Source organism: Sphingopyxis sp. BSN-002, from assembly GCF_022024275.1.
Taxonomy (GTDB): domain Bacteria; phylum Pseudomonadota; class Alphaproteobacteria; order Sphingomonadales; family Sphingomonadaceae; genus Sphingopyxis.
In genome coordinates this window covers 623,080-637,666 of the sequence record NZ_CP091804.1, presented here as the reverse complement: position 1 = coordinate 637,666, position 14,587 = coordinate 623,080, and the positions used below count along the sequence as shown (strand labels likewise).

Here is a 14,587-nt window from a genome sequence, read left to right as displayed (position 1 = left end):
GATGAAGTTCCGCATTGCCGCTGCGCTGATCTCCACCGCGCTGGTTGCTGCGCCGTCGATGGCCGCGCCGGCGAAGAAGGCGCCCGCGGCGGAATCCTGCCCGGCGACACCCGTGTTGCCGCCCGAGCTCGCCGACTGGGCGCGCAACGTGTCGGCCAAGACGATCTACGGCTATGGCGAACCGCGCGATATCGGCTGGCCGGCGCTCGGCGCCGCGCGGACCGAGCTGTCGCTGCACAAGACCGAAAGCCTTCGGTACTGGATCGCACCGGAGCGCGAGCCCGACGTCTTCAAATTCGGCGGCATGGTGCCGATCGACGTGAAGAAGGCGGGACGGCTGACCGTCGCGCTCGACGGCGGCGCATGGATCGACCTCGTTCGCGATGGCGCCGCGGTGAAGTCGGCGACGCACGGCCATGGCCCCGCCTGTTCGGGCATTCGCAAGATGGTTGATTTCGATGTGACGCCGGGGCGCTATCTGCTCCAGATCGTCAACGCGCCGACCGACCGGATCCATGCGATGGCGCTGCTGCGCTGATCAGCGTTCCAGCCGCTTGACCAGGGTGCCGCTCGCGTCGCTGGCGAGCGGCGTGACGCCGATCAGGCGCATCAGCAACGGATAAATCTCGATATTGTCGACGATGCCGACGTCGCCCTTCAGCGGGGTGCCGCTGGCGAGGAACAGTGCGAGCATCTGGTCGTCCTGATTGTCATAGCCGTGCGCGCCGCCCTTGACGGGCCATTGCGGCGGACCCGCGAGGATCGTCCAGCCCGGCTCGGCGATGCAGATGATCGCCGCGACGCGCGGATTATGGCCATAGTGCAGCCGTTCGGGCAGATACTCGCGCCGGTTGCAGCGCATATGATCGTGCGGCTTCAGCAGGGCCTCGTAAACGCGGTTGTCGGTGCCCGCGGCGGGTTCGATCGCGGCATAGGGGCCGGTCTCGACCGCGACGATGCTGGGAAGGTCGATCAGGTCGGCGAGCTGGACGATGCGGCTTTCGTCGATCGCGCGCATCCCGTGATCGGCGACGATCAGAAGCTGCACCGGCTGATCCATCGCGGCGAGCCCGGCGACGAGATCGCCGATCCGTGCGTCTACCTCGCCGATCGCGGCATTCACTTCCGTGCTGTCGGGACCGAACTCGTGGCCGGCACTGTCGACCGCCTCCAAATAGAGGGTCACGAATGCGGGGCGGATATCTGCGGGGCGGCGCATCCAGTCGAGGATCGTGTTGACGCGCTGGGCATAGCCGACATGCTCGTCGTAGCGCAGCCAGTCGGGCGGCCGCGTCTCGCGGATCGCGACCTCGCTGCCCGGCCAGAACATCGTCGCGGTGCGGACGCCTGCTTTGTTCGCGGTGACCCACGCGGGTTCGGCCTCGTCCCACCAGAAGGGATCGAGCGATTGTTTGGGGTCGCCAAGGCTGAACTTCACCGCGGGACGCCGCGGGTCGATCATGTTGTTGCCGACGATCCCGTTGGTGTCGGGGCGCTTGCCGGTGACGATCGCATAATGGTTGGGGAAGGTCTTGGTCGGAAAGGACGGGCGGAGCGCGCCATACGCGCCGTCCGCCGCCAGCTTCGACAGGTTCGGTGTGATGCCGCGCCCCAGATAGTCGGCGCGAAAGCCGTCGATCGAAATCAGGATCGTGACCGGCCGCCGCGTTTCCTGTGCGTGGGCGGGCGCGGCGACGAACAGCAGCAGAAGCAGCGAGAGAAGGCGTGTCATGCGCGCTCCGCTATGCCCGATATATGACGCTCCGGCGACAGCGGGTCAGGCCATCTTGATGCCGGCGACGCCGTTCTCGACCACGCCGGTCGCGCGCTTCGACAGCGTGTTGGTCGGCGTCGTCACCTTGTCGACGACCATGAAATGCGTCTGCCACGCCTCGCGATTGACGTCGCACACCATGTAGCCGCGCTGGTCGTTGGCGAATTTGAGTTCGGGGTTGAGCTTCAGGAACACGTCGGTTCCCTTGCGGAGGTCGCTGCCGTCGCCGCCGCTCGAAATCGACGTGCCGACGAACTCGGCCCCGACGACCTTGTCCTGCAGTACCAGGTCGCCGCAGAAATTCTGATGCTCGTCGCCGGTCAGCACGACGCAGTTCTTGAGGCCGGCAAAACGCGAGAGGATGCGTTCGCGCGGGGCCTCGTAACCGGGCCAGCTGTCGAGATTCAGGATCTTCTTCGGCTCATCCTCGCGGCGGCGGCGGTCGAGCGCCATCATCGTCACCTGCTGCGCGATGCCGTTCCACGTCGCGCCGCCCCTGGCGAGGTTTTTTGCGAGCCAGTCCTCCTGTGCCTTGCCCAGAACCTGCGCGTCCTTCGCATAGACATCGGGGCAGGCCGGTTTGAAACCGTCGCCGCAGGGCTGGTTGTCGCGATACTGCCGCGTGTCGAGAACCTGCATCGATACCAGATTGCCGTACCGCAGCTCGCGGTTCGCGGCGATGAAACCGCCGCGCGGGAGCAGCGCCTTGCGCACCGGCATATGCTCGTACCACGCCTGGAACGCCGCCTGCCGGCGCAGCATGAAGACCTCGGGCGGCGGCGCGTCGGGATCGTTGCCGTCGAGGTCCATCTTCCAGTCGTCATAGACCGAGACCCAGTCGTTGCGGATCTCGTGATCGTCGAAGCTGGAGACGAAAGCGTGCTGCGCGCGTGCCGCCTGCATGTCGATATCGAACAGCGTCTGCGAATAAGCGGTGCGGAAGTCGCCCAGATCCTGCAACCCGCGCAGCGCATATTTGCGCACCGGGCGGACGGGCAGGCCGTCGGGGAAGAGGTAATCCTGCTGATATTCGTAGATGAAGTCGCCATAGTGATAGACGAAGGCGAGGTCCTCGCGTGCGAGGTGGCGGTACGCACCGTAGAAGCCGGACTCGTAATGCTGGCAGCCACAGACGCCGAATTTCAATGCGTCGACCTCTGCGCCGACGGCAGGGAGCGTCTTTGCCCGCCCGCGAAGGCTGCGTTCGCCGCCCGCCGTGAAGCGGTAATAATAGGGCCGGTTCGGCAGCAGGCCCGCCACCTCGACATGGACGCTGTGGCCGAGTTCGGGGCGGGCGAGTTCGGTGCCCTTTGCGACGACCTCCCTGAAGCCGCTGTCGGGCGATACTTCCCATTCGACCGGCACGTTGATCAGCGGCATCCCGCCGTGCGGTTCCATCGGGGCAGGCGCGAGCCGCGTCCAGATGACGAAGCCGTCGCTCGCCGGATCGCCCGCGGCGACGCCGAGGCTGAACGGAAAGTCGCGAAAGAAGCCCGCCTCCGCACGCAGGATCGCGGGTGCCGACAGGCCGGCGAGGGTCGCGGTGGCAAGGAAGTGGCGGCGGTTCAGCATGGCGGCTCCGGAAACGAAAATTTGCGACTCAGCGCGAGCGGCATAGCCCAGCCACGCGCGCATGCCCATGCGCCGCTTCGGGCCTTTTGATGCTTGTCAGCATGGCCCAAGTTTGAGACAGACCGGTGATCAACCGGGGGGAAGATGATGATCAGAATAACAGGCAAAGGCAGCGCATTGGCTTTGGCGGGGGCGCTGGCGATTGCCGCGGTGCCGGCCACGGTTCTTCACGCGGCTGCGCCGACGACTGCAGCGAGCGCGACGCCCGATGCCGTGGCCGCGCAACAGCGCACCGCGACCGAAAAATTGCTGAAGGAACTGGACCGCCAGACGGGAACGATCCCGATCCCGGCGGCGAAGGCCGATCTCAATCTTGGCGACCAATATTATTTCGTCGGGCCGGAGCAGTCGCGCACGATCCTCGTCGATATCTGGCGCAACCCGCCGGCGGCCGCCAATGGCGTGCTCGGCATGGTGTTTCCGAAAGGCAAGAGTTTTGTCGACGATACCTGGTCGGCGGTGATCACCTTCGAGGACACCGGCTATGTGTCCGACGACGATGCGAAGACGATCGACTACAACGAGATGCTCGCGAACATGAAGGCCGCCGACGAGGAGCATGCGCCCGAGATTCGCGCGCAGGGCTATCCCGCCGGCATCCTCCAGCGCTGGGCACAGGCGCCGACCTATGACGCGGGCAAGCATTCGCTCGTCTGGGCGCGCGACATCAAGTTCGACGACATGCCGGAGGATTCGCTCAACTACGACATCCGCCTGCTCGGGCGCGAAGGCGTGCTGAGCATGAACATCCTTGCGAATATCAACCAGCTCGACGAGGTGCGCGAAGCTGCAAAGACCTTCGCCGCCGTCGGCAGCTTTCGCTCCGGCTCGCGCTACGCCGACTATAATTCTGCCACCGACAAGAAGGCCGAATACGGGATTGCGGGGCTGGTCGCCGCCGGTGGCGCGGCCGCCGTCGCGAAAAAGGTCGGCCTGCTCGCGATCCTCGCAAAATTCGGCAAGTTCCTGCTGATCGGCGTCGTCGCGCTGTTCGCGGGCCTGCGTAACTTCATTGGTGGACTGTTCGGGCGCAAGCCGGCAATCGAAGCCTCGGAGTGGGAGGCCCCCGCCGACGAGGAAAAGCGCGACTGAGAAGCGCTGGCCCTGTCCAGTCGCAAGGAGAGGAGCGTTGCGGATATTTTTTCGATGCCGCGATGCTCCGGACCCGCTCAGAACCACATCCGCATCATCCACAGCGCCATCGCGACCATCATCACATTTTCGGTCAGCGAGACGAAGCCCAGTGGCACCTTGCTGCTGCCGCCGACGCACGCGCATTTGATGTCGCGTTTGTCGATATAGACGGCCTTGAACACCGACACCGCGCCGATACCGCCGATGAAGAGGGCGATCGGGATCGAGAGCCAGTTGAACGCGTGCGCGGTCATCAGCACGCCGGCGAGGCCCTCGGCAAAGGGATAGATGCTCGCATAGGGTACCCAGCGCTTGGCGAGCAGGTCGTAATTCAGGAACATTGTCGCGAACCTGTCGACGTCCTGCAATTTCAGGAGCGCGAGGACGACCATGCTGAACGAGATGAACCATTCGGCCGCGCGCAGGGTGAAGACGTGGCCTTCGACCGCAAAGCTCGCTGCCAGCGCCATGAGTGCGGTCATTGCGAAGAGTGCGATCACCGGCGTGTAGCTGGTCGCGTCGGGGTCAGCGACCTTCAGCCCGAAATGGCGGCGCAGATCGTCGTATCCGCCGATGCGGACACCGTCGATAAGGGTCTGCGGCGTCGTCTTGACGTCATGTTCGGCCTTGAACGCATCGACCTGCTCGCGTGTCGTCAGCCAGCGGTCGTCGACCGCAAAGCCGCGGCTTTCGAGGAGGTGCTTCGCCTTCAGTCCATAGGGGCAGGTGTGGCCCGGCATGACCATGCGGTGGAGGGTTGCCTGTTTCGTCATGCCGACCCATATAGCTTCCGTACCATGGTACGGAGTCAAGCAGTGCAGCTCACGATCGGAAAATTGGCGAATGCGGGCGGCGTCGGGGTCGAGACGATCCGCTATTACCAGCGCCGCGGTTTGATGGGCACGCCCGCGCGGAGCGGTGGTGACGGCTGGGGCGGGGGTGTCCGGCGATATGACGGCGACGATGTTCGGCGCCTGAAATTCATTCGCTCGGCGCAGGCGTCGGGCTTCACGCTCGAAGAGATTTCCGAACTGCTCGCGCTCGAAGAAAGCGACGATCGCGTCCGCGTCCGTGCGCTGGCGCGCCAGCGGATCGAAGTCCTCGACGAGAAAATCGCGCAAATGACCGAAACCCGCGCCGCCCTCGCGCGCCTCGCCGATCAGTGCGCGGCGAGCGACAAGGGGCCGTGCCCGATCCTGGCGGCGTTCGAACCGGACTAGCTGTGCAGGAAGTGCATGACGTCGCCGTCGTGCACGACATAGGCCTTGCCCTCGGCGCGCAGCTTGCCCGCTTCGCGCGCCTTGGCTTCGCCGCCGAGCGCGACATAGTCGTCATAGGCGATGGTTTCGGCGCGGATGAAGCCCTTCTGGAAATCGCTGTGGATTTCGCCGGCCGCTTCGGGCGCGCTTGCGCCCTGATGCACCGTCCATGCGCGCGCTTCCTGCGGTCCGACGGTGAAGAAGGTGATCAGGTGCAGCAATTCGTAGCCCGCACGGATGACGCGGGCGAGGCCGGTCTCGGTCAGGCCCATTTCCGACAGGAATTCCATCCGGTCGGGCATGTCCATCGTTACCAGCTCGCTCTCGATCGCCGCGGAGACGACAACCGCCTGCGCGCCCTCGGACGCGGCCTTGGCGAAAACCTTTTCGGAGAAGGCGTTGCCATTCGCGGCGCTGCCTTCGTCGACATTGCAGACATAGAGGACGGGCTTCGACGTCAGAAGCTGCGCGGTCCGAAGGACGCGGGCTTCCTCGTCGTCCCTGGGTTCGACAAGGCGCGCGGGCTTGCCGTCGCGGAGCAGGTCGAGCGCCTGTCCGAGAACCGATGCGGCGATCTTGGCTTCCTTGTCGCCCTGTGCGGCCTTCTTGGCAAAGGCGGGGACACGTTTTTCGAGGCTTTCGAGGTCGGCGAGCAGCAACTCGGTCTCGACCGTTTCGGCGTCGGCGACCGGATCGACCTTGTTCTCGACATGCTGGATGTCGTCATCCTCGAAGCAGCGCAGCACATGGACGATGGCATCGACTTCGCGGATGTTGCCGAGGAACTGGTTGCCGAGCCCTTCGCCCTTCGACGCGCCGCGTACGAGCCCGGCAATGTCGACGAAGGCGAGCTGCGTTGCGATGATCTTCTTGCTGCTCGCGATCGCCGCGAGCTTTTCCAGCCGCGCATCGGGCACCGCAACGTTGCCGATGTTCGGCTCGATCGTGCAGAACGGATAATTCGCCGCCTGCGCCGCTGCCGTTTCGGTCAGCGCATTGAAGAGAGTGGACTTGCCGACGTTGGGCAGGCCGACGATCCCGCATTTGAAACCCATAAAAACTCCGTGAGGTTCGGCGTGTCGCCGCTTCTTGCCCGCGCCCCTAGCGCCAAGTCGCACCGGATGCCAGCCTTTGCACCGGTTGCGGGACGTTAAGCCGTCGGGTTTATGCTGGGCGCCATGAGAAACTTCGCATTCCGGCTGGCGGCCTCCGTTTGCTGCCTCGCGTCTGTCGCCGCCTATGCCGCGCCAAGCCGCTTCGAGGCCGGAGTTCTTGCCGAGCTCAACCGCTTTCGAGAGGATCCGGACGCCTATCGCGACATATTGCGCAGCTACCGGCCGCGTTTCGAGGGCAAGCTGCTGATTGCCGAGGAGGGCAGCGAGATCGACATCATGACGAACGAAGGCGTCGCGGCGGTCGACGAGGCGATCCGCGACCTGCGCGGGCAAAAGCCGCTGCCGCGCCTCGCCTGGAGCGAAATTCTGGCGCGCGCGGCGGCAGATCATGTCGCCGTCCAGTCGCGCTCGGGCGCCGTCGGCCACTATACCAACGGCCGCGGACCCGGCGAGCGGATGCTCGCCCGTGGCGGCGGGCGCTATGTGAGCGAAGCCATCACCTACGGACACCACAGCGCCGAGGGCGTGATCCACCAGTTGCTGATCGACGACGGCGTGCCCGGGCGCGGGCACCGGCTCGGGCTCCTCGACGCCGATCGCCGCTACGCCGGCGTCGCCTGCGGCACCCATCCGGTGCACAGGACGATGTGCGTGATCGTCATGTCGCCGACCCCCGACGGCTCGCCTCCGCCGCCGCCGAAACGCCCATGAGTCGCTTGCGAGCTGTATACTATAGTATAGCAGGTGATCTTCCTGAAATCAGGGAGATAGAGATGCGTCTTGCGAAATTGTCGCTGATCATGCCGTTACTGCTGGGCGCACCGCCTGCTGCGGCGCACACGTTTCCAGACAAGGCCGGCGTCGCCGAAACCGCACGACAGGCGATGACCAAGACCGGCGCGCGCGGGCTGGCGATCGCGGTGATCGACAAGGGCAAGGTCGTGTCGGTGCAGACTTTCGGCGACCGCAATGCCAAGGGCGACCCGCTGACGCCGCAGACGATCATGTATGGTGCGTCGCTGACGAAGGCGGTCTTCGCCTACTCGGTGCTGCGGCTGGTCGACGAGGGCAAGGTCGATCTCGATCAGCCGATCGCCGGCATGCTTGCGAAGCCGCTGCCCGACTATGGCAACCCTGACGCTTACGGCAATTGGGGCGACCTCGCCGGCGACGAGCGGTGGCGGACGATCACCCCGCGCATGGTATTGAACCACAGCACCGGTTTCGCGAATTTCTCCTTCCTCGAACCCGACGGGAAGCTTCGCATCCATTTCGATCCGGGCAGCCGCTACGGCTATTCGGGCGAAGGGATCATGCTGCTGCAGTTCGGGATCGAAAAGGGGTTGGGACTGAAGGTCGTGCAAGAGGTTCAGCGGCTCGTCTTCGACCCGCTGAAGATGCCGGATACCAGCCTTGTCTGGCGTCCCGCTTTCGCCGCCAATCTTGCCGACGGCTGGGAACTCGACGGCAAGGCTGTGCCGCACGACGAGCGTAGTCGCGTCCGGATGGCAGGATCGATGGATACCACCATCACCGACCTTGCCAATTTTGCAGCCGCGCTCGTCTCGGGCGCAGGGCTTTCCGACGCCGCGCGTGCCGAGTTGCTGCGGCCGGGGTTGCCGATCCGCTCGCGCTCGCAATTCCCGACGCTGATGGACGATGCGCCCGTGGCGGATCGGTCGCCGGGCGTCGCGGCAAGCGTCGGCCTGATCACCTTCGCAGGGCCGCAGGGGCGTGCCTTCTTTCGCGGCGGGCACAATGATTCGACCGGCAACACGCTGGTCTGCCTCGAGAAGGGCCAGCGTTGCGTGCTGATCATGTCGAACGACGTCCGCGCCGAGGCCGCCTTTCCGATGATCGTGAAGGCCATTCTCGGCGAGACCGGCGCGCCGTGGCGCTGGATCTTCGGCGATATGAAATTCGTCTGAGGCGGCCGCCCGCTCCGGGACGGGAACGGGCGGCGCGCGATCAGTTGCCGACCGGCTGGGCGTCGGTCCGGCGAACCACGACGGTCGAGGATCGCGGCTGTTCGCCCGCGACCGGCCAGTTGCCCGTCGGATGCTGGATATTGACGAAGAAGGTCTTGAGGTCCGGCGTGTAAGCCAGACCCGTGATCTCGCAGCCCAGCGGTCCGACCAGGAAACGCTTCGACTGCTTCGTCGTCTGGTCGACATGGAACATCGCATTGTGGCCGAAGGCCTGGTCGATGGTCTTGCCCGTGACGCCCGAATTGCCCGGGACGCTGTGGTCGGTCTGGACCCACATGCGGCCTTGCGGGTCGATGCGGATGCCGTCGGGGCTGGAGAAGGTGTCGCCGTTGATGTTGCCGGCCAGGTTCGCGCCACCGGAGGACAATGACGGATCGCCCGCGAGCAGGAAGATTTCCCAGCTGAACTTGGTTGCGAGTGGCGAGTCGGCTTCCTCGCGGAACTTCAGGATATGCCCGTGCAGATTGGTGACGCGCGGATTCATCGGGTCGGTGACGCGACGACCGCTGTTGTTGGTCAGCGTGACGAAGACAGCCTGATTGTTCGGCGCGACGGTGATCCACTCGGGGCGGTCCATCACGGTGCCGCCGGCGACGCGCGCCGCCGACTGGGTGTTGATCAGTACGTCGGCCTGGTTGTTGAAATTGACGATCGTGGGCGCGGGCGGGGTCGTGCTCTGGCTGACGTTGCCCGGATCCGATGCGCCTGCGGTCAGGCCGTTCTGGCCGACGACCAGTGCCCTCCATTCGCCGGTGCCGTCGGCGTTGAAGCGCGCGACATAGAGCGTACCATAGTCGAGGAGGTCGGCATTGGCCGCGCGCGTCGTGCTATAGGCGCGCTCGGGGATGAATTTATAGATACAGCCCGGTGTGGTGTCGTCGCCCATATAGAAAGCGACGCGGCGGTCGGCGTTAGCCATATAGGCGACATTTTCGTGGTTGAAGCGGCCCATCGCCGTGCGCTTCGTCGGCTGCGACAGTTCGCGCGAGGGGTCGATTTCGACGACCCAGCCGTAATTGTTCCGCGGCTGCGTCGGGTCGAGATAATTGTCCATCGTCTCTTCGCAGGTAAGATAGGTATCCCACGGCGTCCGGCCGCTCGAGCAATTGTTCAGCATGCCCTTGATCGGGGTCGACAGCAGCCCTGCGGCAGGGCCGCCGGCACGGTAGTTCGTATTGCCCGTATAGCGCTTGTTGAAGGTCGAACCGGCCTTCACCGCCCATTTGCCGTCGGTGCCCCTGGCGATTTCGACGACGCTGATGCCGACAGCCGAAAGCGCGAGCGCTTTCTGGTCGGCGGTTGCGGTCGCTGCGTCATAGGTGCCTGCCATCAGGATGTTGAAATCGGGCAATTCGTGATTCATCGCGAGGAGACCGCCGACATTCGGGTCGACGCCCGTCAGCGTAAAATACTCCATGCCGTCATGGTTGCCGCCGGCCCACTTCTCGGCGACCGCGGGAGTCGGGAAGCTGCCCGAATAGGGGGTTCCGGTCTCGACCGAATCGCCGGCCTTCAGCAGGACATCGACGGTGTAGCCCGCAGGCACGGTGACCTTGTCGTCCTGGTTCGCGGCGGCCGCCGCGAAGGTGACCGCGAAGCTCGGCGGTGTCGGGGTTGGCGTCGGAGTGGGCGTGGGCGTCGGAGTAGGCGTCACCGTAATCGGCGGCGCGCCGTCATCGTCGCTACACGCGGCCAGTGCGAGTGCAGGCAGGGCCGAGAGGCCGAGCAGGAGCGAGCGGCGCGACGGATTTTCGGCGACGATCGCTTCCAGACTGTCCGGCCCGGGCAGTCCGGTCGCGTCGGTGCGGTAAGGCGCGCGCGCCTCGTCTGTAAGATGTGACATGCAGTTCCCCTTTTTTCGGTTGAGCCCCGGGACTCGCCGTCCCGCCTTGGGTGGCCCCCGATTGCAGAGGGAAGTGTCATCGGCGTTGCTGGAACGTGTCTGAAAGCAATGACTTATATGACGGTGATTTGACACGCATCGCTCGCGTGGGCCCTGTGGCGCGCAAAAGGCGCATCGGCCACAATTTTACCGGATGCTAACCATGCTTCGCTAAAGCTGCATCGTGGGGCGAGGCGCATGCGCCCGCGCGCATCATCGGGGATCAGGCCTTGCAACTACAGATCGTGCGCAATTTTCCGTGGCGTTGGGGCGTTTGGTGGCTGCTGCTGCCCAATCTCGCCTTCATCGCCATGTGGCCGATCGGCGGGCCCAGCATGACGGCCTCGATGGCGGCGTGCGGCCTGCTCGCGGTGCTGCTGTCGAGCTGGAGCCATCATGTCCTGCGCACGGCCGTCGCGGTGGCGCTGTTTATCTTCAACCTGCTGACCTATGTCGCGATGACCTTCAACCTCAACTGGGCGACCATGTTCGGCTCGCTCCAGTTCGCAGGCGAGCTGCATCCGTCGCAGTCGCCCGAATATCTGGTTGGCGGGCTGTTGCTGGTCGCCTCGCTGGTCGCATTGATCGCGATGGGATCGCGTATCCCGCCGCTGAAGACGCGCGACCACAAGTTCCTGGCGCTGGGCCTCGTCGCCTTGCTGATCAATGTCGACATGGTGGCCACGGCGGGAACGCGCGGTTCGTACAGCATGACCGCGCCTGCGGGGATGCCGGTCGATTCTGCCGTGATCCAGAACCATATCGCGCCCTCGACGCTGCGCGCGCGCAATCTGGTCGTGATCGTCGTCGAATCGCTGGGCGTCTCGTCCGATCCGTTCGACCGGAAGCTGTTCGACCAGATGTGGAACCCGGAGCGCTGGAGCAGCCGCTATGAAGTGACCCGCGGGACAAACCCCTTTTTCGGCTCAACGACCAGCGCCGAGCTGCGCGAACTGTGCGCCGCCTGGTCGGACTATGAGACTTATGACTTCGACCATCCGAACTGCCTGCCACAGCAGTTCCGCAAGGCCGGGTTCGAGGTTGAATCGCTCCACAGCTTCAACGGCACCTTCTTCGATCGTGAAACCTGGTATCCGAAGATCGGTTTCGAGCGCTCGCTGTTCTCGAACCAGATCCTCGCGATGGGCGCGGGCCACTGCGGCAGTGTTTTTCCCGGCGCCTGCGATCGCGACGTCCCGCGCATCATCGGCGAACGGCTGCGCCAGGCGCCCGAGAAGCGCAAATTCCTCTATTGGCTGACCGTCAACGGACATATTCCTGTGGCGGCCGAGCGCGCGCTTGGCACCGACAATTGCAGGCTTGGCACCGCGGAATGGCGCGAGGATTATCCGATGCTCTGCCGCAGCTTCGAACTGCAAAAACAGCTGGCGGACAGCATTACGGCGGAGATCATGAAGCCTGATTTCTCCGACACCGACATCCTGATCGTCGGCGATCACATGCCGCCCTATTTCCAGCGCGACCTGCGCACGCGCTTCGAGCCCGGGCATGTGCCGTGGATCATGTTGCGCAGCCGCAAGAGCGTGGAAGCGGTAAAGACGCCGACGACCTGACCCGACCGCGCCTTATCCGTTCAGGCGCAAAGCCAGATCGTTCTGGAAGCGGACATCGTCGCCGTCGGCGAGCCATGGCGCCTCGGCTGCGATCGCGCCCAGCAGGTCGGTCAGCGGTTCGACTTCGGTCTTGTGGTAGTTGCCGAGAACGTGGCCGGTGACGCGGTCCTTGTGTCCGGGATGGCCGATGCCGATGCGGACGCGGCGGAAATCGTCGCCGATATGCTGGATCATGCTGCGGATGCCGTTGTGGCCCGCAGCGCCGCCGCCCTGTTTCACCTTCACCTTCATCGGCGCGAGGTCGAGCTCGTCATAGAAGGCGGTGACGTCCTGCGGCGTCAGCTTGTAGAAATCCATCGCGGCGCGCACGCTGCGGCCGCTTTCGTTCATGAAGGTGCCGGGTTTCAGGAGCAGAATACGTGTCCGCCCGATGCGGCCGTCCTGGATCCAGCCCTGGAATTTCTTCGCTGGAGCGGGAAAGCCATGCATGTCGGCGATGACGTCGACGGCCATGAAGCCGACATTGTGACGATGCATCGCATATTGGGGCCCGGGATTGCCGAGACCGACCCAGAGCTGCATGGCAGTGCCTTTCCCGGGGCCATGGAAAGGGCCGCCTCCCGATGGAAGGCGGCCCGATAATGCTTAGGCTTCAGCGGCGCCTTCGCCTTCGTCCTTCGTCGTGTCGCCGTCGCTCGACTTGAGCGCCGACGGGGCGACGATGGTCGCGATGGTGAAATCGCGGTCGGTGATCGCGCTTTCGACACCCTTGGGCAGGGTGACGTTGCTGATGTGGATCGAATCGCCGACATCGAAGCCGGTGACGTCGATCGCGATGTCGTCGGGGATCTTGTCCGCGTCGCAGACGAGTTCCAGATCGTGGCGGACGATGTTCAGAACGCCGCCGCGCTTCAGGCCCGGCGAGGCTTCTTCGTTCGCGAAGGTGACCGGAACCGACACATGGACCTTGGCGTCCTTCGAGATGCGCAGGAAGTCGGCGTGAATCGGGCGATCCTTGACCGGGTGGAACGCAACGTCCTTGGGCAGGGTGCGAATGGTCTTGCCGCCAACTTCGATCATCACGACCGAGTTCATGAAGTGACCCGTCATCAGCTGCTTCATCAGCAGCTTTTCTTCGACGTGGATCATCAGGGGGTCTTCGTTGCCGCCATAGACGACGGCGGGGACACGGCCTTCACGACGCAGACCACGCGAGGCTCCCTTGCCTCCGCGTTCGCGCGTCTCGGCCGTCAGCGTCAGCTGATCGCTCATGTTCATTCTCCGAGTACGGTTACACAGTTCCGCCACGCCTCCAGGGATGACCATGACGGAAGCGCGGGCGCATAGCGGGGAAGCGGCGGAAATGCAAGCGCCGGCCGCTTACTGGACCCGCGTCACCTTATAGCCCTCCGCCGCCAGCAGCGCTGGGACGCTGTCGGTCCCGACCAGATGGCCTGCGCCGACCGCCATCAGCACCGTGCCTGGTTTGTCCATGCGGGTCGCGATCCAGCCGCTCCACCGCCGATTGCGATCGGTGATGATCGCCTTGCGCGCCGCGGGAACCCGATCGACATCCTCGTTGATGACCTTCGCCAGCGCATCGGCGTCGCCGCGCGACCATGCGGCGGCCATGGCGCTGACGTCGGCCAGCGCATGATCGGCATTTTCGGCCGCGCTCGCGAGCAGCGTCCGCTGCGTCGCCGGATCGAGCGTTTCGAACAGCATCAGCTGCGTCCTTGCGCTTTCCAGGCCCGAGATCGGCTTGCCGGCCGTCCGGAAAGTCGCGGTCAGGCCGGCTTCCACCCCGTCGGCGGGTGACAGCCCGGCTTCGGCCGCGACCTTCTGCCCCATCAGTACGAGCACCGCCCAGTCGTCCAGCTTTTCACCGCCGAAGTCGTTTCCGGCTTCGAGTTTGCGATACGCCGCGAGGGCCTTTGGCGACAGCCGCTTCTCCATCGCGAGCGGCTTGTCGCGCGGGGCTAGCGCCTGGAATATGGCACCCGCCTCGGCAAGCTGCTGCGGCGAAAGCTCGAGCATCAATTCGTCCGCCGAAGCGGCGGCTTCGGCAATTTTGCCGCGGTTCCAGTCGGTGCCAGCGGGCAGGGCGTGCATCGTCCCCAGCATATAGATGCGCGTATCGGCATCCTCGACCAGCCACATCGCGGGTTTCGCTGCTACCTCGGACTCGGTTCCGCACGCGGCGAGCAGCAACGGCAAAAGGGCCGCCGC

14 protein-coding genes are annotated in these 14,587 nt (G+C 64.8%); 6 read left to right on the top strand and 8 right to left on the bottom strand.

Annotated features, from left to right (window positions below):
- The first annotated feature begins 1 nt into the window (after position 1).
- Positions 2-538: a homogentisate 1,2-dioxygenase gene (locus tag L7H23_RS03280; RefSeq protein WP_237837936.1), complete on the top strand. Its 537-nt coding sequence runs from the start codon at positions 2-4 to the stop codon at positions 536-538.
- On the opposite strand, the gene L7H23_RS03275 is transcribed toward L7H23_RS03280, so the two are convergent.
- Both L7H23_RS03275 and L7H23_RS03270 read right to left on the bottom strand, forming a co-directional pair.
- Positions 539-1,732, bottom strand: coding sequence for a nucleotide pyrophosphatase/phosphodiesterase family protein (locus L7H23_RS03275; protein ID WP_237837935.1), 1,194 nt, complete (start codon positions 1,730-1,732; stop codon positions 539-541).
- 45 nt (positions 1,733-1,777) lie between these two features.
- The gene (locus L7H23_RS03270) at positions 1,778-3,346 is read right to left on the bottom strand and encodes an alkaline phosphatase D family protein (RefSeq protein ID WP_237837934.1); all 1,569 of its coding nucleotides are present in this window, start codon (positions 3,344-3,346) and stop codon (positions 1,778-1,780) included.
- 177 nt (positions 3,347-3,523) lie between these two features.
- Here L7H23_RS03270 and L7H23_RS03265 point away from each other — a divergent pair, with 177 nt between their 5' ends.
- The gene (locus L7H23_RS03265) at positions 3,524-4,498 is read left to right on the top strand and encodes a DUF2167 domain-containing protein (RefSeq protein WP_237837933.1); all 975 of its coding nucleotides are present in this window, start codon (positions 3,524-3,526) and stop codon (positions 4,496-4,498) included.
- A gap of 77 nt (positions 4,499-4,575) precedes the next feature.
- Here the strand turns inward: L7H23_RS03265 and L7H23_RS03260 are convergent, their stop codons facing one another.
- Positions 4,576-5,313: a glutaredoxin gene (locus L7H23_RS03260; RefSeq protein ID WP_237837932.1), complete on the bottom strand. Its 738-nt coding sequence runs from the start codon at positions 5,311-5,313 to the stop codon at positions 4,576-4,578.
- Between the two features lie 42 nt (positions 5,314-5,355).
- Here L7H23_RS03260 and L7H23_RS03255 point away from each other — a divergent pair, with 42 nt between their 5' ends.
- Positions 5,356-5,760: a MerR family DNA-binding protein gene (locus L7H23_RS03255; RefSeq protein ID WP_237837931.1), complete on the top strand. Its 405-nt coding sequence runs from the start codon at positions 5,356-5,358 to the stop codon at positions 5,758-5,760.
- Here L7H23_RS03255 and ychF read toward each other — a convergent pair.
- Positions 5,757-6,854, bottom strand: a complete 1,098-nt coding sequence (gene ychF / locus L7H23_RS03250) for a redox-regulated ATPase YchF (RefSeq protein WP_237837930.1) — start codon at positions 6,852-6,854, stop codon at positions 5,757-5,759. The genes L7H23_RS03255 and ychF overlap by 4 nt on opposite strands.
- 123 nt (positions 6,855-6,977) lie before the next feature.
- Here ychF and L7H23_RS03245 point away from each other — a divergent pair, with 123 nt between their 5' ends.
- The gene (locus L7H23_RS03245; RefSeq protein WP_237837929.1) at positions 6,978-7,625 is read left to right on the top strand and encodes a CAP domain-containing protein; all 648 of its coding nucleotides are present in this window, start codon (positions 6,978-6,980) and stop codon (positions 7,623-7,625) included.
- Between the two features lie 62 nt (positions 7,626-7,687).
- On the top strand, positions 7,688-8,842 hold the full coding sequence (locus tag L7H23_RS03240; protein WP_237837928.1) for a serine hydrolase domain-containing protein: 1,155 nt from the start codon (positions 7,688-7,690) through the stop codon (positions 8,840-8,842).
- Positions 8,843-8,882: 40 nt separating this feature from the next.
- Here L7H23_RS03240 and L7H23_RS03235 read toward each other — a convergent pair whose 3' ends face one another.
- Complete coding sequence (locus L7H23_RS03235) at positions 8,883-10,745, bottom strand: alkaline phosphatase PhoX (RefSeq protein WP_237837927.1); 1,863 nt, start codon at positions 10,743-10,745, stop codon at positions 8,883-8,885.
- A gap of 269 nt (positions 10,746-11,014) precedes the next feature.
- Between L7H23_RS03235 and L7H23_RS03230 the strand changes: the two genes are divergently transcribed.
- On the top strand, positions 11,015-12,358 hold the full coding sequence (locus L7H23_RS03230; protein WP_237837926.1) for a sulfatase-like hydrolase/transferase: 1,344 nt from the start codon (positions 11,015-11,017) through the stop codon (positions 12,356-12,358).
- Between the two features lie 12 nt (positions 12,359-12,370).
- Here L7H23_RS03230 and pth read toward each other — a convergent pair whose 3' ends face one another.
- The 3 genes from pth to L7H23_RS03215 form a co-directional block, all read right to left on the bottom strand.
- A complete protein-coding gene (gene pth / locus L7H23_RS03225) occupies positions 12,371-12,940 on the bottom strand; it encodes an aminoacyl-tRNA hydrolase (RefSeq protein ID WP_237837925.1) in 570 nt (189 codons plus the stop codon).
- 63 nt (positions 12,941-13,003) lie between these two features.
- A complete protein-coding gene (locus tag L7H23_RS03220; RefSeq protein ID WP_237837924.1) occupies positions 13,004-13,630 on the bottom strand; it encodes a 50S ribosomal protein L25/general stress protein Ctc in 627 nt (208 codons plus the stop codon).
- 108 nt (positions 13,631-13,738) lie between these two features.
- Complete coding sequence (locus L7H23_RS03215) at positions 13,739-14,575, bottom strand: TraB/GumN family protein (RefSeq protein WP_237837923.1); 837 nt, start codon at positions 14,573-14,575, stop codon at positions 13,739-13,741.
- Positions 14,576-14,587: the final 12 nt, after the last annotated feature.

What these genes read in the sequence shown, in the direction of transcription:
- L7H23_RS03260 (WP_237837932.1), bottom strand. Translation starts at nt 5,313, where the DNA reads ATGACGAAACAGGCAACCCTCCACCGCATGGTCATGCCGGGCCACACC.
- pth (WP_237837925.1), bottom strand. Translation starts at nt 12,940, where the DNA reads ATGCAGCTCTGGGTCGGTCTCGGCAATCCCGGGCCCCAATATGCGATG.
- L7H23_RS03270 (WP_237837934.1), bottom strand. Translation starts at nt 3,346, where the DNA reads ATGCTGAACCGCCGCCACTTCCTTGCCACCGCGACCCTCGCCGGCCTG.
- L7H23_RS03280 (WP_237837936.1), top strand. Translation starts at nt 2, where the DNA reads ATGAAGTTCCGCATTGCCGCTGCGCTGATCTCCACCGCGCTGGTTGCT.
- L7H23_RS03220 (WP_237837924.1), bottom strand. Translation starts at nt 13,630, where the DNA reads ATGAGCGATCAGCTGACGCTGACGGCCGAGACGCGCGAACGCGGAGGC.
- L7H23_RS03275 (WP_237837935.1), bottom strand. Translation starts at nt 1,732, where the DNA reads ATGACACGCCTTCTCTCGCTGCTTCTGCTGCTGTTCGTCGCCGCGCCC.
- L7H23_RS03240 (WP_237837928.1), top strand. Translation starts at nt 7,688, where the DNA reads ATGCGTCTTGCGAAATTGTCGCTGATCATGCCGTTACTGCTGGGCGCA.
- L7H23_RS03245 (WP_237837929.1), top strand. Translation starts at nt 6,978, where the DNA reads ATGAGAAACTTCGCATTCCGGCTGGCGGCCTCCGTTTGCTGCCTCGCG.
- ychF (WP_237837930.1), bottom strand. Translation starts at nt 6,854, where the DNA reads ATGGGTTTCAAATGCGGGATCGTCGGCCTGCCCAACGTCGGCAAGTCC.
- L7H23_RS03235 (WP_237837927.1), bottom strand. Translation starts at nt 10,745, where the DNA reads ATGTCACATCTTACAGACGAGGCGCGCGCGCCTTACCGCACCGACGCG.